Origin of the sequence: Puniceicoccus vermicola (assembly GCF_014230055.1) — a bacterium.
Classification (GTDB): Bacteria; Verrucomicrobiota; Verrucomicrobiia; order Opitutales; family Puniceicoccaceae; genus Puniceicoccus; species Puniceicoccus vermicola.
Window position 1 is genome coordinate 25802 of sequence record NZ_JACHVA010000138.1, and the last position, 20861, is coordinate 46662.

The 20861-nt window shown below is 55.0% G+C and carries 21 protein-coding genes; 8 read left to right on the plus strand and 13 right to left on the minus strand.

The genetic code is table 11. The annotated features are described in order from the left end of the window. Positions 1–247 precede the first annotated feature (247 nt). The 7 genes from purH to H5P30_RS19680 all read right to left on the minus strand — a co-directional run bounded on the left by purH (position 248) and on the right by H5P30_RS19680 (position 8480). Positions 248–1804, minus strand: coding sequence for a bifunctional phosphoribosylaminoimidazolecarboxamide formyltransferase/IMP cyclohydrolase (gene purH / locus H5P30_RS19650; RefSeq protein WP_185694623.1), 1557 nt, complete (start codon positions 1802–1804; stop codon positions 248–250). A gap of 71 nt (positions 1805–1875) precedes the next feature. Beyond that, on the minus strand, positions 1876–2832 hold the full coding sequence (locus H5P30_RS19655) for a transposase (RefSeq protein WP_185694624.1): 957 nt from the start codon (positions 2830–2832) through the stop codon (positions 1876–1878). 99 nt (positions 2833–2931) lie between these two features. Continuing rightward, on the minus strand, positions 2932–3537 hold the full coding sequence (locus H5P30_RS19660; protein WP_185694625.1) for a LutC/YkgG family protein: 606 nt from the start codon (positions 3535–3537) through the stop codon (positions 2932–2934). Continuing rightward, positions 3534–4937: a LutB/LldF family L-lactate oxidation iron-sulfur protein gene (locus H5P30_RS19665; protein ID WP_185694626.1), complete on the minus strand. Its 1404-nt coding sequence runs from the start codon at positions 4935–4937 to the stop codon at positions 3534–3536. Before H5P30_RS19665 ends, H5P30_RS19660 begins: the two co-directional genes overlap by 4 nt. Then, complete coding sequence (locus H5P30_RS19670) at positions 4918–5703, minus strand: (Fe-S)-binding protein (RefSeq protein WP_185694627.1); 786 nt, start codon at positions 5701–5703, stop codon at positions 4918–4920. The genes H5P30_RS19665 and H5P30_RS19670 overlap by 20 nt, the downstream gene beginning before the upstream one ends. A 645-nt stretch (positions 5704–6348) precedes the next feature. Next, the gene (locus H5P30_RS19675) at positions 6349–7200 is read right to left on the minus strand and encodes a universal stress protein (RefSeq protein ID WP_185694628.1); all 852 of its coding nucleotides are present in this window, start codon (positions 7198–7200) and stop codon (positions 6349–6351) included. Further along, complete coding sequence (locus tag H5P30_RS19680) at positions 7197–8480, minus strand: glucose-1-phosphate adenylyltransferase (protein ID WP_185694629.1); 1284 nt, start codon at positions 8478–8480, stop codon at positions 7197–7199. Before H5P30_RS19680 ends, H5P30_RS19675 begins: the two co-directional genes overlap by 4 nt. Before the next feature lie 103 nt (positions 8481–8583). Between H5P30_RS19680 and glmS the strand changes: the two genes are divergently transcribed. Continuing rightward, positions 8584–10437 carry a glutamine--fructose-6-phosphate transaminase (isomerizing) gene (gene glmS, locus H5P30_RS19685; protein WP_185694630.1) on the plus strand — a complete coding sequence of 618 codons (1854 nt, stop codon included), beginning with the start codon at positions 8584–8586 and terminating at the stop codon, positions 10435–10437. 6 nt (positions 10438–10443) lie between these two features. On the opposite strand, the gene H5P30_RS19690 is transcribed toward glmS, so the two are convergent. After that, positions 10444–11217: a DUF3108 domain-containing protein gene (locus tag H5P30_RS19690; protein ID WP_185694631.1), complete on the minus strand. Its 774-nt coding sequence runs from the start codon at positions 11215–11217 to the stop codon at positions 10444–10446. Positions 11218–11386: 169 nt separating this feature from the next. On the opposite strand from H5P30_RS19690, the gene H5P30_RS19695 reads away from it, so the two are divergent. From H5P30_RS19695 to rpmG, 3 genes are read left to right on the plus strand one after another with little or no spacing between them, the layout of a single operon-like run. Then, complete coding sequence (locus tag H5P30_RS19695; RefSeq protein WP_185694632.1) at positions 11387–11761, plus strand: NADH-quinone oxidoreductase subunit A; 375 nt, start codon at positions 11387–11389, stop codon at positions 11759–11761. A gap of 35 nt (positions 11762–11796) precedes the next feature. Continuing rightward, complete coding sequence (locus H5P30_RS19700; protein ID WP_185694633.1) at positions 11797–13152, plus strand: diadenylate cyclase; 1356 nt, start codon at positions 11797–11799, stop codon at positions 13150–13152. 51 nt (positions 13153–13203) lie between these two features. Continuing rightward, positions 13204–13380 (plus strand): 50S ribosomal protein L33, encoded by a 177-nt coding sequence (gene rpmG, locus H5P30_RS19705; RefSeq protein WP_185694634.1) that lies wholly within the window; start codon positions 13204–13206, stop codon positions 13378–13380. A 60-nt stretch (positions 13381–13440) separates the two neighbouring features. Here rpmG and H5P30_RS19710 read toward each other — a convergent pair whose 3' ends face one another. The 5 genes from H5P30_RS19710 to H5P30_RS19730 form a co-directional block, all read right to left on the minus strand. After that, a complete protein-coding gene (locus H5P30_RS19710; protein WP_185694635.1) occupies positions 13441–14391 on the minus strand; it encodes a permease in 951 nt (316 codons plus the stop codon). A gap of 179 nt (positions 14392–14570) precedes the next feature. Continuing rightward, positions 14571–15083 (minus strand): arsenate reductase ArsC, encoded by a 513-nt coding sequence (locus H5P30_RS19715; protein ID WP_185694636.1) that lies wholly within the window; start codon positions 15081–15083, stop codon positions 14571–14573. Positions 15084–15105: 22 nt separating this feature from the next. After that, positions 15106–15474, minus strand: coding sequence for an ArsR/SmtB family transcription factor (locus H5P30_RS19720; protein WP_185694637.1), 369 nt, complete (start codon positions 15472–15474; stop codon positions 15106–15108). Between the two features lie 149 nt (positions 15475–15623). Then, on the minus strand, positions 15624–15860 hold the full coding sequence (locus H5P30_RS19725; protein ID WP_185694638.1) for a hypothetical protein: 237 nt from the start codon (positions 15858–15860) through the stop codon (positions 15624–15626). 19 nt (positions 15861–15879) lie between these two features. Next, complete coding sequence (locus H5P30_RS19730) at positions 15880–16971, minus strand: Mrp/NBP35 family ATP-binding protein (protein ID WP_343075456.1); 1092 nt, start codon at positions 16969–16971, stop codon at positions 15880–15882. 157 nt (positions 16972–17128) lie between these two features. Here H5P30_RS19730 and H5P30_RS19735 point away from each other — a divergent pair, with 157 nt between their 5' ends. The 4 genes from H5P30_RS19735 (at position 17129) to H5P30_RS19750 (ending at position 20857) form a co-directional block, all read left to right on the plus strand. After that, positions 17129–18232 (plus strand): hypothetical protein, encoded by a 1104-nt coding sequence (locus H5P30_RS19735; RefSeq protein ID WP_185694639.1) that lies wholly within the window; start codon positions 17129–17131, stop codon positions 18230–18232. Positions 18233–18493: 261 nt separating this feature from the next. Continuing rightward, the gene (locus H5P30_RS19740; RefSeq protein ID WP_185692507.1) at positions 18494–18709 is read left to right on the plus strand and encodes a hypothetical protein; all 216 of its coding nucleotides are present in this window, start codon (positions 18494–18496) and stop codon (positions 18707–18709) included. A 121-nt stretch (positions 18710–18830) separates the two neighbouring features. Beyond that, a complete protein-coding gene (locus H5P30_RS19745) occupies positions 18831–19517 on the plus strand; it encodes a hypothetical protein (RefSeq protein WP_185694640.1) in 687 nt (228 codons plus the stop codon). Positions 19518–19546: 29 nt separating this feature from the next. Next, positions 19547–20857, plus strand: coding sequence for a hypothetical protein (locus H5P30_RS19750; protein WP_185694641.1), 1311 nt, complete (start codon positions 19547–19549; stop codon positions 20855–20857). The last annotated feature ends 4 nt before the right edge of the window (positions 20858–20861 follow it).

Consider the following 20861-nt stretch of genomic DNA (forward strand, 5'->3'; position numbering starts at 1 on the left):
GAAATGAGCCTGAGCAGCGTTAGCCCAAATGGCACGGGTCGCAGACCCACCTCCAACTGGGCCGCCTCGCTCAGACTCATTTCCCATCCCGCCATAACTATCAAAACTTCCTAAATTCGGTATTATCTGGCCACGACGGGGAGCTTTGTCCTCTCCGATCCCGACACCCAATAGGACCCCACAAAAAAGCGGATGCGTCACAAGACACACCCGCTTTTGAAAAACACGAAGATTTCGATTTTTCCGCTTAGTGGCGGAAGTGGCGGACTCCGGTAAAGACCATGGCCATGCCGCGCTTATTCGCTTCGGCAATTACCTCTTCATCCCGGACCGAACCGCCAGGCTGAATCGCTGCCGTTGCCCCAGCGTCAGCCGCCGCTGCAAGCCCATCGGCAAATGGGAAGAAAGCATCGGAGGCGATTGCCGAACCCTTGAGGGAGAGACCCGCCTCACCGGCCTTCCAGACCGCGATGCGTGAGCTGTCCACCCGGGACATCTGACCGGCGCCAATTCCAATCGTGTGCTCGGCACCCGCATACACAATCGCGTTCGACTTGACGTGCTTCACAACTTTCCAGCCGAACATCATCGCCGCCCATTCTTCCTCGGTCGGATGACGATCGGTCACCACTTTACAAGCACCGGGTTGGACACGTTTTTGGTCGCGGTCCTGAACCAACAGTCCGCCGGCAACGCTCCGAATGTCCTGAAGCGAGCTCGATCGCAGCCCCGACTGGGCGACAATCAAACGCAGATTCTTCTTCTTGGAGAAAATGTCCAGAGCCTCCTTCGAAAAGTCGGGTGCAATGATGACTTCACAGAAAATCTTCGCAATGCGCTCCGCGAGTTCACCGGTTACGCTCTGATTGCATACGATAATTCCGCCGAAGGGAGCCTGACGGTCGGTCGCAAACGCCTTTTCCCAAGCATCACAAAGGTCCAACTCCGAAGCGACACCACAAGGGTTCGTATGCTTCAGGATTCCCACTGTCGGCTTTTCAAATTCACCGATGAGGAATGCAGCTGCCGAAATATCAATGATGTTGTTGAAAGAAAGCGCCTTGCCCTGCAACTGACGAAACGCTTCAGAGAAGCTTCCGTAGAGGGCCGCCTGCTGATGTGGGTTCTCCCCGTAGCGCAGCTTCTGCTCCAAGGGAGCTTCCGTGCGGAAGATTTCCGGAAAACCCGAGATCGACCCGAGATCGGGCTCATCGCTTTCGGTCTTCTCTAGATATTCGGTAATGGCCCGGTCGTATTCAGAAGTCCGACGGTAGACCTTGCGGGCAAGACGACGGCGCAAAGCCAGCGACGCCTTTTCATCATTTTCGCGGAATGATTGGAGAACCTCGTCGTAGTCTCCGGCCTCACATACGACCGTGACCGAGGCAAAATTCTTGGCAGCACTGCGCAACATCGAAGGACCTCCGATATCGATATTCTCAATGGCATCCTCTTCGCTGACGCCCGGTTTTGCGACCGTCTCCTCAAAAGGGTAAAGATTGACCACCACCAGATCGATCATGTCGATCCCCTGCTTTTCGGCCTGATCCAGATGGTCCTGCTTATCGCGGCGGCAGAGAAGACCTCCATGCACCTTGGGATGCAGGGTCTTCACCCGGCCTTCCATGATCTCCGGAAATCCAGTCATTTCGCTCACATCCGTGACCTCAATCCCCTCTTCTCGGAGCAACCGGGCCGTTCCGCCGGTAGAGTAGATGCGATAATCGAATTTCTCGACCAGCTCCCTGACGAAAGGCGAAAGCCCCGTCTTATCAGAAACCGAAATAAGCGCGTTTTTCTTCATCCTAAACCTCTACCGCCTGCCGCACTGCCTCGGCAACCTTTTCATTGCCGACAACCTCAGTAAGTCGCTGATCAGCGAAACAAGGCCTTCCGTAATCCAGTTCCGACCGCCAAACCGCCCCAATCCGAGCCGAGCATCGCATGCGCCTTCCGCGAACGCTTCTCGGCACCCTCTTCGGATTGAATTCTCTCATTCACGAAATCCGGAGATCCCAACACCATTCCGTCTGTAAAATACCGCACGCGACAGCGAAGAACCACCGAAAGGGGCAATTTCCCCTTCTCCTTCATCAACACCCGCACAGCCTCCTCACGAGAAAGCGAAACCTTCTCCTCCCGAGCCCCTGCTCCGGTTCCATAGAGCGTTTGCCGATACCCGGCCAAGTCGGAATCAACAATCGAAAGCCCAGCCCGCGCCAGCCGACCGCCCCCAACCGCTTCGCCATAGCCACAAAACCGATAATCCTTCGGATCCTTGACCAACCCAGCCCGCACAGCATTGAGGTCAATATATGCCGCAACCGTCCGCAAAGCCCACCGATCCCCCTCAACCAAAACACTCTTAAACCGATCCGCCCAAACCGGCCCAAACCGTTCCCGCGATCCATTGAACCAAATCGAGAATCGCTGCTTCAACGTCTTCATTAAGTAGGAAATATCATGCATCCGCCCCAATAATGCCTTCCGCAAATCCCTCCCCTCACTGCTCCCAGAAGCCAAATGCTCAGCCAGAACATCAGCACTCATCGGTTGCCATGCAGTAGGCCGGGGATAAAGAATCCGATACCGCCGCACCAACTCCTCATCCGAAACACTTCTCTCCCCAGGCACCTCTACAAACAAGTGAAAATGGTTCTTCATGACCGCATAGGTAATCACCCGAACCCCCGAAAACTCGGCCACCTGCCAAATGATCTTCCGCAAGACCTCCCTCTCACGCCCACCAAACCAAGCCTCACCATTCACCGTCCGACTCATCAGATGATAGTAAGCCGTATTTTCCTGTTCTTTAAATCGACGCCTTCTCATGCATCCAATTCAACAATGCGACCCATGTCAGTCAAACCTAAATGTGTCTGGTTTATTAAATGGAGATCTAAGATCGAATCCTAGTGAAAATGGATCCGATTAGATCGGAAAGCAGGCCTGAATTCCCGGACCGTGGACTCCTTCGATCAGGATTCCTTCGACATCGGCTGTTTTGGAAGGGCCTGTTACCCAAATTACGTTGGGGTCTTTAGGCAGGGATTGGATGGCTTGGACTACTGTGGGAAGGAGGTTGGACTTCTCGACTACGGCGATGTGAGTCCATGGGGCCAGGGCGCCCAGCCGGTCCGGGGTTTTCTGGTCTTGGAGGGCTATGGTTCCGGTTTCGGCGATGGCGAAGGTTCCTCGGGTTACGCCGAAATCGTATTCGTCGACGAGGGAACGGTCGAAGGTGGAACGGAGTTCTACTCCTTCCGGGAGCCAGGGGGATATGATTTCTTGGAGGTCTTCTGGGCAGTAGCCTACCCTCGCCTTTTCGCGGATTAGGAGGTTTTTCAGGTCTTCTCCGGTTTCCAAGTAGTCTCCGTTGACCCCCTCGAAGTTGCGCTTGAAGTCCTCCCAATCTCCGGTTCCCCGGCGGGGGCGGGAGATGAAGTCGTCCAGCGGGAGGTCTGGGAGGGGTTCGGGGGTTTCCTTTTCGGCGACAGCCGAGCGGAGTTCCGTGAAGATTCTTTCGCGATCAGTCATTTTGCCGCCTTCTTTCGGTTTTTGGCCCAGGACCGGAATTTTCCGCCGCGCCATGCGGGGAGGGTTCGGTCACGGGTCCAACGACCCAATGGGCCAAAGGGGATTTTTTCGTACGGGAGGAGATTTAACATGTTGGCCGACTTCAACGAGGCACGCCACAAGGCTGGCGATTGGGCGACCCAAGCCCATGCTCCCATGGGAGGGGTGTCGGCAGCGGCTTGGGCGTTGTGCTCTTGCTTCCCGCGGTCTCTCAGTTTCAAGAGGAGATCCGGAATGGGAATGTCGACTGGACACACTTCGTTGCACGCACCACAGAGGCTCGAGGCCTTGGGGAGATCGGCCAGTTCGGGAAAGCCTTCGGCTCCGGCAAGGAGCGGGCTTAGGACTGCTCCAAGAGGTCCGGGATAGACGCTGCGATAGGCGTGTCCAGACGCTTGGCGGTATACTGGGCAGACATTCATGCAGGCTCCACAACGGATGCAGCGGAGAATTTCCCGACAATTGGAGGCCAACACTTCCGTTCGGCGATTGTTGACAAAGACGACGTGAAATTCTTCCGGGCCGGATACGGCACCTTCGGCTTTCGGCCCAGCAATGAATTCGGTGTAAACGGTCAGGGCCTGTCCCGTCGCCGAGCGGCCCAACAGGTTCAAAAGAAGGGAGAGGTCGATGTCCCGCGGGACAATTTTCTCGATCCCCACCAAAGCGATGTGGACGCGTGATCCGGCCAAGCCGAAACGGGAATTCCCCTCATTGGTGACCACGCACATCCGGCCCGACTCGGCAGACACGAAATTTGCACCCGTGATGGTCGCTTCGGCCTGCAGATACTTCTTGCGCATGAACTGACGAGCGCGGCGGGTAATGGTCTCCGGTTCGTCGTTGTACTCCCCTAGCCCATGTTTTTCGAAGGTTCTGGCGATTTCCGACCGGTTCTTGTGAATGATCGGCTTAACAACATGGCTGGGATGATCGCCGTCGAGCTGGAGGATGAATTCGCCTAAGTCTGTCTCGACGACGTCAAAGCCTCTTTCAGCCAGACTGTCATTCAAGCCGACCTCTTCGCTGACCATACTCTTCGATTTCGTAACCGTCTTGGCATTGGACTGACGCAGGATCGCCTCGACTTCATCGCAGGCCGCCTTGGCGTCCCACGCGAAGTGGACTTTGGCTCCATTCGCCTTCAAAGCAGCCTCAGCCTGCTCCAAATATTTATCCAAGTGATCGAGCGTATGCTGCTTCACCTTGCCAGCCAGCTCCCGCATCCGATCGGCCTCCGGGAAATCTTCGAAGAGGACCTTGTGGCGTTTATCGGTTCCGGCGGCACTTCCCGAGCGAACCGAAGTGCGGACCTCTCCATCGAGATCCGCGGCGAACTGATCAATGATTTGCGAGGACATAGCTTAGGGAGGATTCGTTCATGGTGTCCCGCAGCAATTCGATGGCATGCTTCGCGGGCAGGCTTCGTCCAGATTTCTCAGCAAGTCCCTTCAGGTGCATGAGGCAGCTCATGTCACCGGAAACGAGAAGATCTGGCTGGGTTTCGAGAACATTGCCGATTTTAAGAGTTCCCATGTTCCGGGAAATGTTGGGAAAAGCGACTGAGAAGGTTCCACCAAAACCGCAGCACTGCTCGGGTTCAGCGAAATCGACCAATTCGAGTCCCTCAATGGTCCCAAGCAAACTCCGAATCGCTTCCGGAGTCCCGGTTCCGCGGGTATGGCAGGAGCTATGGACAGCAATTTTGCCCTTCCAAGACCCAGTCCACTCCCGAATTCCAAGTCCCCGATAGAGGAAATCGAAAATCTCCCAAGTGCGGGCTCCGGTCTGCTTGACGAGGTCCAGGTCCTTCTCTTTTTCAAATTCGAGCGGAGCCCCGTGAAACATCATGGCGCCACAGGATCCGGAGGGAACGATAATAGGATCGTCGCCGGCGAAGACTTCGAGCGTATGACGGACGACCGCCCGGCTCGATTTCCAGTCGCCTCCATTGAATGCGGGCTGGCCACAACAGGTTTGCGCTTGGGGAATGACGACCTCGATGCCGAGGCCTTCAAGCACTTCTACAGACGCTTTGGCCGCTTCATCAAAGAAGGCGTCACAAAGACAGGTGGCCATGAACAAGACGCGTTCAGGGGGGCGGGGAAAAGGAGGACGATCCAACATGCTCGTTTATAGATACACAAAACTATCCACAGGAACGCAAACCCAAGATTCGAGAATTCCCACAAAAACCCTGCTTTTCCCACAATTTCCCAAATTCCGAGTCGGGAGATCGGCAATTCGAGCTGAAGTCGGACCGAGGGGATCGCGACGGATTGGACGCGAGGCTCATCCTACGCGTCGAAATGGCTATCGCCATTCCGCTACACACTTCTCAAACTACCGCGAATGGCTAATGCCGGTGGATTCGCGCTCTTCCTACGCGTCGAAATGGCTATCGCCATTCCGCTCCGCACTTCTCAAACTAGCCTGGATGGCTAACGCCGGTGGGATTCGCGCTTCTCCTACGCGTCGAAATGGCTATCGCCATTCCGGTCCGCACTTCTCAAACTAGCCTGAATGGCTAACGCCAGGGGGATTCGTGCTTCTCCTACGCGCCGAAATGGCTATCGCCATTCCGCTACACACTTCTCAAACAGCCCGAATGGCTAACGCCGGTGGATTCGCGCTTCTCCTACGCGTCGAAATGGCTATCGCTATTCCGCTCCGCACTTCTTAGCCCTATCGCGGAGAGTGGTGGGGTCCACTTTTCCAATGGAAAGAATGGGGAGTTTTTGGGTCGGCTAGGACCGGAGGCTCCCTTCTCGCTCAATGGAAGCAGAGGACAGGAATCTTGCAGCGGCGGAGCATTTCGGTGGTGGTGCTACCGATGAGAAAGCGGCGGATGCGGGTATGCCCGTAGGCGCCCATTAGAAGCAGGTCGATATCCTTTCGCTCGACATAGTCTGCAATGGCCTCTTCAGCCATTCCGCCCAGCATCTCGGCGTCCACCTGATATCCCGCATCGATGAGGCGCTTTTCGGTCTCTTTCAACTTTTTGGCGCACTCCCCTTCGTTTTCATAGTCTTCCGCAACGGAAAGCAGATGAATGGGAAGCTTCTTCAACCACTCCGAACTCTCGAGAACGGAGAGGAGCTTCCGACAACTGGCCCCATCATCAAAGGCAAAGGCGACTTTTTTGACCTCACGGTACTGTCGATTGGTCACGAGGCAGGGACGACTGCTAGCGCGCACGACCCGCTCCAGAGTGGAGCCGATGTGATTCATCGCGTGTTCGGCCGACTCGCCTCTCTTGCCGAGAATGACCAAATCAAAATCCTTTTCGAACTCCTCAATGGTGTCGGAGAGCAAGCCGGTTTCCGATTTAAAGGAAATCCCCTCGGTAATGCCTTCGCTGGCAAATGCCTTGCGGGTAAAATCCTCGATCAAGTCCGCTTTTTGCTTTTCGGCGTCCTGGAGGGAGGAGATTAGGCTTTGATATGGCTGAATCCCCAAACTTCCGCCGACGTCCATAATGGTCGGCAGCTCAAATCGGCGCAGGTCCGAGACGTAAAGCGCGGTAACCTCGGCTCCCGTGACCTTGGAAACCCAAGCGGCGTATTTTAAGGCTTCCTGAGAATAGGAGGAGCCATCAGTGCAAAGTAATATTTTCTTAATCATCGGAGACTAAATCCTGTGGGTACGGTAACACTCTTGGGGACGATGAGGACGCCATCACGGATGATGACGCCATCCTTGGCATACATATCCGGAAGACCGGACGGATCGAGGTGTACACCATCGCCGATCCGAGCGTTTTTGTCGATAATGGCATTGCGGATGGTACAGTTTTTGCCGACTCCCACGGGAACCGCACCGTTGTTGTTCAAGTTGCCGTCTTCGTCCTCGAGCTCGAAGGAATCCGCCCCCATCATGACGACGTTCTCAAGCTTCGATCCTTCACGGATCATTGAGCGGATCCCGATCACCACTCGATTCAGGGAGCAGTGAGAGAGGATGCAACCATCGGCGAGGACAGCGCGTTCGATCGAAGCGCCGTTGATTTTGGAAGCGGGAAGGAACCGCGCCCGGGAGTAAATACGATTCTCCTGGTCGAAGAAATTGAAAGGAGGAACGGTATCGGTAAGGCGAAGGTTGGCCTCAAAGAAGGCGGCCACGGTCCCGATATCTTCCCAGTAACCGTCGAAAATATAGCTATCCAGTTTCTTCTGACCGAGTAGATTCGGAATAATCTCCTTCCCGAAATCAGCGTCGTTCGATGCCAGCGCTTCGCGCAGGACACCGGCATTGAAGAGATAGAGTCCCATAGAGGCGAGGCAGACCCCACCGTCATGTTCTTGGGTCAGAGATCCCTGCAATTTTTCACTAATCGTAAGACTATCGATCAAAGCCGGATCTTCCGGCTTCTCCACGAACTCTTGGATGGAAAAATCGTCCTCGACCCGCATCAGACCGAAGGCCGGGGCCTGGTCTTTGGAAACGGTCGTCGCGGCCACGGTGATGTCGGCCTTCCCTTCAATATGCTGGCGGATCATCGGGTTAAAATCCATCCGGTAGAGCTGATCCCCGGAAAGGATGAGGAAGAGATCGGAATCCCGGGCTCCGAAGTGCATCAAATTCTGACGAACTGCATCCGCCGTCCCCTGATACCAGGTGTCACCGGATTCGGTCTGCTCCGCCGAGAGGATGTCGACAAATCCACCGCCAAAGGGGTCAAACTTGTAGGACTCCTGAATGTGTCGGTGCAACGAAGCAGTGTTAAACTGGCTGAGAACGTAAATCTGGTTCAGGCCGGAGTTTAGGCAATTGCTGATCGGTATATCGACGAGACGATACTTCCCCGCGAGAGGAACGGCCGGCTTGCAACGCTGCTGGGTGAGGGGTCGAAGACGGGAGCCTCTGCCACCGCCCATGATCACGCAAATAATCCGCTTCCGCATATGGGAGAAACACTACTTGAATCACCGGGAAAGTTCCAGCATCATTTCCGTTTCATTTTACTTCTCTCGTAAAATTTTCTTAAACAAATCCACAAAATCTCAAATGTGCGGAATCGTCGGTTACATCGGAAATAAAGAAGCAAGCCCCATCCTCCTTCGCGGATTAAAACGTCTGGAGTATCGAGGCTATGACAGCGCAGGGATGGCGATCCGCACGGAGAAAGGCATCGAAAAGCTCCGCCGGGTGGGACGAGTGCAGAACCTTTCCTTAGCTTTGCAAAGCGACCCTTTGCACGGCACAGTCGGGATTAGCCACACCCGCTGGGCGACTCACGGGGGCGTGACCGAGGAGAACGCCCACCCTCACATCAGCTCAGACGGCATGTTCTCGCTCGTGCACAACGGGGTGATCGAAAACTTCTCCTCGATGCGGAAATTTCTCGAGGGCAAGGGTTATACCTTCCGCTCGGAGACGGATTCCGAAGCGCTCGTTAACCTCATCGCCTATCATTACGCCAAAGAGCCCGAGGACGAGAATGGCGAAAGCCGATTCCTCCGGAGTGTTCGCAAGGCGCTTCTCCACGTAGAAGGCACCTATGGGATCGCGGTCATCTGTGCGGACTACCCGGATGTAATGATTGGTGCCCGGCTCGGTTCACCCTTGATCGTAGGCCTCGGCAAGGAAGAAAATTTCATCGCCAGCGACGTCGGAGCCCTAGTGGGAGCGACCCTGAACGTAATCTATCTCAATGATGGCGAGCTCGTAGAGCTGACTCGGGACAACTACCAGGTGATCACCGCCGATGAGGAATGGGTCGACGCGGTCATTCACCAAGTCGATTGGGAAGTCGAAGACTCGGAGCTAGGCGACTTTGATCACTACATGCTCAAAGAAATCTTCGAGCAGCCCCGCGCCTTGGAGAATGCGATGCGTGGACGCTTTTCGCAGGACGGAAGCTCCTCCAAATTCGGCGGCCTGAATATCGGGGCGCGCGAACTTCGACAAGTCGAGCGGATTGTCTTCTGCGGTTGCGGCACGGCCTGGCACTCCTGCCTCGTGGCGGAATACCTGATTGAGAAATACGCCCGCATCCCGGTCGAGGTAGAATACGCCTCGGAGTTCCGCTATCGCAACGCGCCGCTGGATAAGGACACCCTCATCTTCGTGGTCAGCCAGTCCGGGGAAACGATCGACACCCTGGCTGCCCTCCGCGAGGCGAAGCGCAAGGGATACCGCACCCTCGCCATCAACAACGTCGTCGGTTCAACCATCGCCCGGGAAACGGACGGGGGCATCTACCAGCACGCCGGACCGGAAATCGGAGTGGCCTCGACAAAGGCCTTCACCTCCCAGCTTGTCCTCGTTTCCATGGTGGCCCTTCACCTCGGCCGCCTTCGCGACATGAGTTTCAGTGCGGGAGTCAGCTTCGTGAACACCCTGCGGGAGCTTCCGGCATTGGTGGAGAAAACCCTTTTGGTCAACGATCAGTTGAAGGAGATCGCAAACCGATACTCCCAGTTCGACGACTGTCTTTTCCTCGGGCGTCAGCTCATGTTCCCAGTGGCCCTCGAAGGAGCCCTGAAGCTAAAGGAAATCTCCTACGTCCACGCGGAAGGCTATCCCGCCGCGGAGATGAAGCACGGCCCGATCGCACTGATTTGCGAGGAATGCCCGTCCGTCTTCCTCGTCTCGGGCGGAGAAATCTTCCAGAAGACCATTGCCAACATGCAGGAAGTCAAAGCACGCAAGGGCAAGGTGATCGCGATCGCTACCGACGACTGCGTGATTCCGGACGGCTTGGTCGACGAGTTGGTGGTGGTTCCGGCGGTCGACGACCCGGCTCTGCCGATCATCATGAGCATCCCCCTCCAGCTCCTCAGCTATCACATCGCCGTGGCGCGGGGATGCGATGTCGACAAACCTCGTAACCTGGCGAAGTCGGTCACCGTAGAGTAAGGCCGATCAATCCAGCTCTTCCGGAGTGCGCCACTCGATCTTGGTCAGCTCCGCCCAGAAACTACCGACGGTTACCTCACCCTGGACCTGAACCGGATAGTTGAGGCGGTCGGAGGTAAACCAAAGGTTCACCTCTGAGTCGCTGCTTTTCTCAAAGACGCCCCCGAGCTCTCCGGTTTGCGGCTGGATCTTGAACGTATTGAAGTGCCCAGCCTCCACTTTGATCTTCTCCTCGTTATTGATCGGAAGTGAAATCGCCACCGCTTTCTTCCCATCGGTGACCGCAAAAGTGTAGGTGCTTCCTTTCACAGGCGGGATGCTGCGAAAATAATAGACCGCGCCGACGGGGTCGAGCACAGGCCCCTCAGGGAGGGCAACTGGTTCCTTTTTCTTCCCATGATTGGCGTAGGTGGCCTCCATCTTGTCCCAGTCAAAGGTCACCTCAATGTCTCGTTTGGTCTTTCCCTCCCGTTTCTTCTCCTTATAATATAGGGTTCGGGTGAGATCCTCGGAGACCCACGTATCGATTCGAGTTCTCACCTTGAAAAATTTATCGGCAAAGCTGTTGGTGCGGACGTGAAACGAAAAGTGCCAAGCGGGCTCACCCTGATACTCTTCGAGATCGTGGACCTGAAGACGGGCATAGCCCACTTGAAAAACACTCCATTTCAGATCATAGCGCAACGCTTCGCCCGGCCTAAAATTAGGCTCCAGCGCGGAGGATTGAGAGATCCCAAGGCACAACACCCCGAGGAAAAGGTAGAGAAGGCGGAGTTTCATTGGTCTACGATCATGGAGCGAAGACTGCGAACCGCAAACACTTCCGGCAAATCCATTCAGGGCTCCCTCCGGCGACTCCCGAAAAAATCAGGAGATCTCGAGGCTCTTCGCCTTAGAAAATTAAGCTTTACACTTGTTCCGAGCCAAAAACCCACGTATTCAAAACAACATGGCAATCTCTGACTTTCTTCCGGTTTTGATCCAGGTATGTCTCGCTGTTGTGATTGGAGCGGTGATCATCCTGGCCAGCGTCGTTGTCGGTCAACGCGGCAGAAAGAACAAGATCAAGGACACGGCCTACGAATGCGGGGTGCCGCCCGCCGGAAAATCGCGGACTCGATACGCGGTCAAATTCTATGTCACGGCGATGCTTTTTATCCTCTTCGATATCGAAGTGGTCTTCCTCATCCCATGGCTTCTCAGCTATCGCGAGTTTCTCGTGAACAGCATCCCGATCGTCGCCCCTATGGCCGTATTTTTTGGAATCTTCATCCTCGGCCTCGTTTACGAGTTGAAGAAAGGTGCCATCGAATGGGAGCGCTAAGGTAGAATTATTGCTAGCGACCTGCCCCCTCTTACATGCATCTTGAGCGCTTCATCACCAAATCACGCATCGTTGAGATAACGAGCAAGGACCTCCTGGGTGCGCTAGAAGAACTGCTCAGCGTTTGCGACGTCGAAGAGCTCGAGCAATACGGCAAAAAGAAACTTCTCAAAGAACTGCTCGACCGCGAGCACACGATCACGACCAACCTCGGCAACGGAGTGGCTCTCCCCCACGTCCGCGTTCCGATGAAGCGTCGTTACATCATGGCCATAGGCCGCTGCCCGGAAGGCCTGACCTACGACGGGTCGGATGACTACCGCGACGTAAAGCTGGTCCTTCTCCTCCTCGCCTCCGAAAACGCCCGGAACTATCTCAACGCCTTGGCCGCCATCGCCGGAGTGTTCCAAGACAAGCGGGTCGTCGAGCGGCTAATGATGCCGGGCACGCTGAACGATTTCCGCACGGACATTAAGGCCACGCTGGGTGGAGATCCGCAGATGCCCCGCCAGAAGCCGACCCGAATCAATCGACTCATCCTCCGGGAGGCGGAAAAAATCGCCATGAGCGCGCGCTGCCGGTCAGTTCTTATTTTTGGCGACACCTTTGCCGGAGGAGTTGAGCTCACGCGTAGTTTCAAAGATCTGAAGACGATCCTCGTCACCCAAGCGGGGGCCGAAACGGTCGAGGACGGCGGGAAAGTCACCGAGTTTCTCCCGATTCGATCGTTTTCCCACCACCGGATGTCGCAGCTGCGATCGGCGATCCTCATCGGCCTGACCCGGGGAATTTTTGAACCGGACGAACTCATTTGCTGCGTCGGCGGGCTACCTCAAAGCAATCGCTTTGATTCGATCCTCGTCGTCGATGTGGCTCGGGAATTCCAGACCCTCTTCTCGGATAAAAGCCATACATTGCCGCCCTCTCTTCGCCCTGAGGTCATGGAGCGGGTACTTGCCATTGCCATGGAGCTCGGGTTGGAAGGCCGCGAAGGCAAGAAAGTGGGCTGCCTCTTCGTCCTCGGCGACACTCAAAAGGTCTTGGAATACTCGAAGCCTCTCGTCCTCAACCCGTTTTACGGATATCGCGAGGAAGACCGCAACGTGCTGAATCCCTTCATGGACGAAACGGTGAAAGAATTTTCCTCGATCGACGGAGCCTTTATTATCCGGGGCAACGGTGTCATCGAAGCCGCCGGCACCCTCCTCCGCGCGCCCGAATATCCCGACCTCCCAGGAGGCCTTGGAGCGCGCCACGCTGCCGCCGCAGCGATCACGAAGAGCACCCGCAGCCTGGCCATCGTCGTCTCGGAAAGCACCGGCCAAGTTACCCTTTTCTCACACGGAGACATGGTTTCTCTTCTCGGCCACCCAGTTGGTGGTAATTTTTGATTGCAGAGAGGTCCGAAAGGCCTTTTTGTCAGCGGTTTTCCTATTTTCATCATGCCACGCGATACAATCATTCTAGAGTGCACTGAGGCCCGCAAAGAAAACCAGCGTCCCTCACGCTACATGTCCACCCGCAACAAGAAGGTTCAGACCGAGCGGGTCGAGAAAAAGAAGTACAACCCGTACTTGAAGCGCCACACAGTTCATAAGGAACTGAAGAGCGCCAAGTAAGGTAGGCTTCCCTTTTTCCCGAACGACTTATCGAGGCGACGTCCAGTCGCCTCCTCCCTCCTAGAGAAATCTAGCGAGGGCGTTCAACAGGTAACCTGTTGCCATAATTGCACCTGCCGTGATCGCGAAAAACAACGCGATTAACGGCAGTTTCATTGTGCGCCGAAGCATCACGGCCTCGGGTAGACTGAGGGCTGACATGGCCATCATAAAGGAAAGCGCCGTCCCAATGGGAATGCCCTTTTCAAACAAGACTACGGCGACAGGAACAATGGCGGCACAACTGCCGTAGAGCGGCACCCCCAGGAAAGTCGCGATTGGCACCGAAAAGACTCCCGTCATCTCCATCCAGCGATGGATCGTCTCTTGGGGCACGTAGTTGTGGAGAAAAGAGCCAATCGCAACTCCGACAAGCACCCAGATCCAGATCGCCCGGATCACACCAACGACCTCGCCGACCGCAAAGCGGATGCGTTCGCGAAAATTCTCCGGACCGCGACTCTCGGGAACCGACGATTCGGCGAACTCATCCTCAAGATGTTTCTCCATCTTTAATTTCCCGAGAACAAATCCAGCAACGACGCCAATCAACAGCCCGCTCCCCACATAAACCAGGGTGATGGGAATCCCGAAGTCGGCAGCCATGAGCACAACGAGATACTCATTAATAATCGGTGAAGTGATGAGAAAGGAGAAACAAATCCCCAACGGCACCCCGGCGCGGAGAAAACCGATAAAAATCGGGATCGAGGAACAGGAGCAGAACGGAGTCACCGCGCCAAAAACCGCCGCGATGACGTTCCCCCAAACCCCTCCGCGGCCCATCCACTCCCGAAGCTTCCGCTCCGGGAGAAAGGTGCGCAGTACGCCGATGATGAAGATCATCCCCGCCAACAGCAGGAAGATCTTCATCGAATCATAGACGAAGAACTGAACCGCCCCGCCGAAGCGGGTGTTGGGATCTATTCCGAGAAGACCGTAAACGAGCCAATCCGCGGCATTCAGCAACATTTACCGCCCTTGCCCCCGTCTTTTTCGGAACCACAGCAGCATTCGCTCTTTTCAGCCTTCTCCTTCAGAGAGGAATCTAGCTTCGCCATTAGGCGTCGGAAAAGCCCCGGCTTTGGCGATTCACAGTTGGATGACTTCGCATCTTTCTTTTCAGCACTCATTCTTTGATTTGGTTTTTCTTAGATACTTTGGGTTTGAGAAGGACAAGGTTGCTCCGCCAACGTCATTTCCCCGATTTTGCGGGTCTCCTCCTCAATCGAAGCCCGGAGTTGGTCGAGCTTACTCAGGGGCAGGTTGAGAAAGAGATCGATTCGGCGGGCGATCTCGGTCGCCACTGCGATGAACACGGACTCCGAATTCGATTCAGCCGGATCCGGCGAGCCCCAGTGAGCAAGGATGGGCTGCCCCGGCCAAACAGGGCAGCTCTCCCGAGCGTTATCACACACAGTGATGACAAAGTCGAACTGGACGTTCTTGAATTCATCCAACGACTTGCTCCGCGCATCCGAAGCGTCGATTAGGAACCGCTCTCTCAGCACCTTCAGGGTCAACGGATGAGGACCATCCTTGGGAGCTGCACCCGCACTGTAGGTTTCAAAACGGGAAGATGCCTTTTTCCGAAGGATATACTCCCCCATGATGCTGCGCGCACTATTCCCCGTGCAGAGAAAGAGAATCTTTAACTTTTCCATGATTTTTCGTTTTTGAGAGAACTTATTCAGAACAACTGGCGCAGCAGGCAGAAACCACGCCCTCATCGCTCCTCGCCAATACCTCTTTGCGCTTTCGAAGATCTTCGGCAAACCGCAGATCCTCGGGGCCACAATCCTGAAGACACCGTAGATTCTCCTCCACCAGCGGATTCGTCGGAGTCGCAATGCGATAAATCCTCCACTGAGCAACTCTCTCCACCTCCAGCATCCCCAGCTTCTTCATATACTGCAGCTGCTTCGACATCTTTACCTGATCGGCTTCGAGAATCTCCATGAGGTGGCAAACGCAGAGCGGCCCCTCCCGCAACAAATTCAGGATACGCAGCCGCTGCACATCACATAGACACTTATAGACACGAACGACATCCATTCACGCAATATTCCACCTATAGAATATTCTGTCAATAGAATATAGTAAACTACAGATTAAAACCGAGAAAGAACGACTGCCTACGCAGGATCGCATTTAAAATCCGCGGGCACAAAAAAAGGCCTCACCTACCGAAGCCTACCTACGAATTACTTTAATGAATTGCTCTTCGTCTCGCGACGAGCCGAGCGCCACTGTTCGCGATGCTTGCGAATCCAATCGAGCAGCGCTTTCTCAAACCCAATATCAGTGCCCTGCTTCTCGGACTCGATCCATTTATGGCGCAAGATCTCTTCCCTCTCAGCGAGGAATTCTTTATAGAGACTTGATTGCCCAGCGAAGTCGGCCACGGGTTTTTTCTCTGAGGATTTTTTCGGCGATCTCATTACCACCTATACAGAAAGGCTAATTCGATTGATCATTCTTTGTCAATTTGAACTTATCCCAAATCTTCTGAGCGATTTGGCGGAACACTTGGGAACATTCGAGATCAGGATCACTGACGACAATGGGCACGCCATGATCACAGCCTTCCCGAATCCGGGGATCGAGTGGAACTTGGCCCAGTAAATCGGTTTGGAGAAATTCAGCGGTACGAGCCCCGCCCCCTTCGCCGAAGAGATATTGACGATCTCCCGACTTTTCATCCAGCAGGTAGCTCATGTTCTCGGCAACTCCCACCAGCGGGACACTGACCTTATCAAACATCATCGCCCCTCGACGGGCGACATTAACCGCGGCCAACTGGGGAGTCGTAACGACGACAGCACCTTCAAGCGGCACGGTCTGGACGAGCGAGAGCTGGGCATCTCCGGTTCCCGGCGGCAAATCGATAAAAAGGATCTCGAGCTCCCCCCAATCCACATTGCTGGCGAACTGCTGAATCGTCTTCATCACCATCGGTCCACGCCAGATGACGGGAATATCCTCTTCGACGAGAAAACCCATAGACATGACCCGAACCCCAAAATTTTCCAACGGCTGGATCATCCCGTCCACCACTTCCGGGCGACGGTTGACCCCCATCATCAACGGAATGGAGGGGCCGTAAATATCGCAATCCATGATTCCGACCGATGAGGGCTTGCCCTCTTCCCGCAAGATGCGGTCCATTGCGCAAGCGAGGTTCGCGGTAAACGTCGATTTACCGACTCCGCCCTTGCCGCTGGCGACAGCAATAGCAATCCGCACTTTTTGCATCGGACTTTCCTCAGGGGCAGACTGCTCTTCCTCCTGCGGATTTTTCTTCGACTTCACAGCGACCATCACCTCGGCTTTTGTGACGCCATCGATCGCAGAAATCGCCGCTTCCGCTTCTTTCTTCAGCGCTGGGGCTACCGCCGGATCTGAACTGGTCAGAGCAAGGGATACGGAAACATCCCCGCCAGAGACCTCGACGGCTTTCACAATACCAAAGGAAACGATATCTCTGGTGAACCCTGGATAGGGCACCTTTGACAACGCGCTGCGAACCATTTCTTCCGTAACTGCTGACACAGCCTCCTTTCAACAGAATCGTAACCTTGATTGCAAAGGGAAACGAAGCGTTCCCGAAAGAATTCAATATTTGGAGACATCCGACCGCCCCATCCCCGCTATGAAAGAGGGAATAAATCCTCGCCTTTACGCTCTCCATTTATAGTAACCGATTTTTATGAAAACACCGAAACCCAATCTCCTCTTCCTTCTTCCGGCAATACTCACCCTATTACTAAGTGGGTGCGCCACGATCTCTCCATCGACTTACCGGGGGACTGCGAACGGATACAATGTCGCCATGCAAAAGGTAGGCGAGGAGCAGTTGCTCCTCAACATCGTCCGCCTCCGCTACCGCGACGCTCCATACTTTTTCGAAGCCTCTTCCATTACCTCCCAACTTGATCTGAACAGCAGCCTCGGGGTGGCTGGCACCTTTCCTCTCTCGGGCAGCGCCCCGGATGCACTTTCCGGGAACACTGGCATCAGCTTTGCGGAACGCCCGACCATTTCCTATACACCTCTCCAGGGAGATGATTTTTTCAACCGTCTTCTCGGCCGGATTACTTTTGAAGACATTTCTCTCCTGACAAATTCCGGTTGGAGTATGGACACCGTTTCCCGCATGGTCATTCAACGCACCAATGGCATGAACAATGCGATGGGTGCCTCAGGTCCGACGCCGGAGATTCTGCCCCAGTTCAAGGAATTCCGTGAGGTGGCCGATACGCTCTTTCAGCTCCAACGACACAACGCGATTCAAATGGGGGAAGTGCAGTCCGAGAACGGTTACGAACCCGTTATTTTTCTTCCCGCCCCAGGCAGCAATGAAGATGCCGATCGTTTGCGCGAACTCCTCTCGCTCGATCCGGAACTCGACGTCTACCGGGTCAGACCGGGTGCAGCGGCAGTCCCGAGTTCCAATGGGGACTTGATCGAGATCAACACCCGCTCTCTTCTCGGGGTTCTCTTCTTCCTTTCCCAGGGCGTCAACGTACCCGAAAAGGATGTTGAATCCGGCAAAGTCACGAAGACTCTTTACGACGATGGGACCGTCTTCGATTGGAATGAGCCGCTGGACGGCCTCTTCCGTGTCGAAAGCTCCAACAGTGAGCCCGACAACGCATCCACCGCGGTGCGCTACCGGGGGACTTGGTTCTACATCAAGGATGATGACCTTCTGAGTAAGGCCACCTTTATGCTTCTATCGCAAATGTTCGCGCTCCGCACTGGCGATGCCCAAGGTCAGACTCCGGTTTTGACGATTCCCGTGGCGAACTAGTCGTTCGATCGATCCTTTTCGATTCCGAGAGGGGAAGTGCTCTGGCACTTCCCCTCTTTTGTTTCGGTTTCTTCCGCCGCAGACAGAATCTACGCGCACCACGATCAAAAATCGAGCCGGCTCAGATACGGTCCAGATGGGCTGAACCATCTGGAACCTCATGCCCCATTCCTCAAAAAGGGATCACTCAGCCTGATGAGGATTTACGCGAGGAGAACCGGGCGAAGGGTTAAATACCGAATTTAGGAAGTTTTGATAGTTATGGCGGGATGGGAAATGAGTCTGAGCGAGGCGGCCCAATTGGAGGCGGGTCTGCGACCCGTGCCATTTGGGCTAACGCTGCTCAGGCTCATTTCCCGCCCGTCCCAGGGGGATGCCCCAGAATCGAAGGTCGCGGCGTTGCAGGGATCGGAGCGTATCTCGATACGAATCCGATCCCTGCGCCTTGCGCTGCTTCGATTCTACGCTGCACCATAAGGATCAAAACTTACTAAATTCGGTATAAGATCAGGCAGGTTTGAGACTTCCCGAACTTCGCTTTGTCCCCGCAAGCAAACGGTTGCCTTTCGCCGCCGATCCTCACAGGATTTTGATTCGAATGGTTCGGACAAGTAAGAATAAAGAAGCTACCCTCACTGGCGTCCTTATCGGAGCCGCCGCCGCCGCAATCCTCGGAGTCATCCTCGGCTTCACCTACGAGGTCCGCAGAACTCCCGATTTAGTCCGCTCCCGCTCAGCCTTAGAAAGCGAAAAGGATCCTCTCACAGAGAGATTCCGCTTCGGCAGCACGAGCTCCTCGGGAGGGTGGCAGCAACTCATGCAATCCGCCCAGAATAGTTTGACGAGCAACCAAAGTATCAGGCTACGCGAGGGGGAGCTCAACCAGATCGCCAGCCAATATTTAAATTTCACATTGGGAAAGCAACAATCCCAGCAGAACGAGACACCTTCCTACGCCCTGCTGCCCGACACTCCCAACTTCGCCATCTCGGACAGCGACCTCCAAATGATCATCCCCTTTGAGGTGCTTTTTTTCGGTATGGAAGCCGAAGGATTTCTGATTGCCCAAGGCGACTTCACTAATGGTGGAGAAGGCCCTCACTATTCGGTTGGAGAAGCTTGGATCAACTCAGCCCGCATTCCTCCTTTTCTCGCGAAGCTCTTTGTCTCGCGGCTCGCCACATCCGTACAAGAGATGTCCAGCGACTCTCCGATCGTCACGGCCTGGTCACAGATAAAGTCGATCTCGATTGAGAACGACACCATGACTCTCCAACCCCGGTAATCCGGCTCCACTCCAGTTTCCCTCGACCGATGAAATGGATTTCCGCATCCCTCGTTTCCCTGCTCACGCTGGGAATCTCTGCCAGCTGGGCTCAAAAATCCCTAGATGTTGGCCAAACTCCCCAGTCAGACGACAAGCCCCAAATCTTCGAAGGCCGCGCCGGTACTTTTGAGTTCGTAGCGGCCGACCAAGGCTCTCTGCAGATCGCCCGCAAGATCGGGCGCCAAGTTCTGGAAGTCTGCGACGGACTCTTGACCCCGCCGCTGGAACGAATCCCAATCATCACCGTAAAACTGGCCCCCGATGGATCCGGAAATCTGGAGGGCCAATCCTACATGCTGTATCAAGACATCGCGGGAGACTACGGCCTCGCCATTGCCTGGAACGAAAATCTCTCCGCCTCCCTCTTCACCCAAGTGCTGACAGAGGCATACCTCCGGCAGCTCGTGTACACCCTATCCGACCGACAGCGAGCCGAGCAAGTTCCTGCCTGGCTGATCGCTGGTGCAAATCTTGAGGTACAGGTCGGCATCCGCCCGGCTTTGGAAGAATATCTTAAAGAGCTCGGAAAAGAATCCGAGATGGTTTCGCTGGAGGAGATGGTCAACAAGACCGACCTCGATCAATTGACACCCTCCGAGCGCATTGCCTCCTACTGGTTTCTACAACTTGTCACCCGTCAACTGGGCAAAGAAAAAGCGATCCGCAACTACTTCGACAGCATCGTCGCCGGACGTTCACCACTGGAAGTTCTGCTGCAGCTGGACGAGGAGATCGGCACCTTCCCTGGCGGAATTGAAGGATGGTGGGTGATTGGATTCCAAGACATTGTTCACCGGGAGAACGGAATCGTGCTTCCCATCACCCGAAGCGCCAAACAACTACTCATTCTCGACCGGTTCGAACTGATCGAAAACGGCGTTCCACTCATCACCACCTCGGTCGAGTTGTGGGACCTTCGGAAAAATGCGACGATCAAGCAATCCATCACCAACCGACTCCGCGACATTGAGAGCATACTGCCCAGGGTCAATCCAGTCTTCTACAACGCCTTCCGTAGCCTTGGTCTCGTCTTCCAATCCCTTCTGGACGGAAACGAGGACGAGTTCCAGAAAGCAGCGAAGAGCTTTTCCGAAGAAGTCGATTTTGCCGCCAATCTAGCCCGCGATGCAGAAATGCTCTCCGAAAATCCTCAAGCGATTCTTCCCACACCGAGTCCGGCTCCGGCGAAGCCTTCGGATGAGGGCAGCCAAGACCCAGAGCCTTCCAATGCAGCGGCTCCGGCGACCAATGTGCCCGCGAGTGCAATTCCCTCTGCGGCCACGAAGGACGATTCCTAAGCGC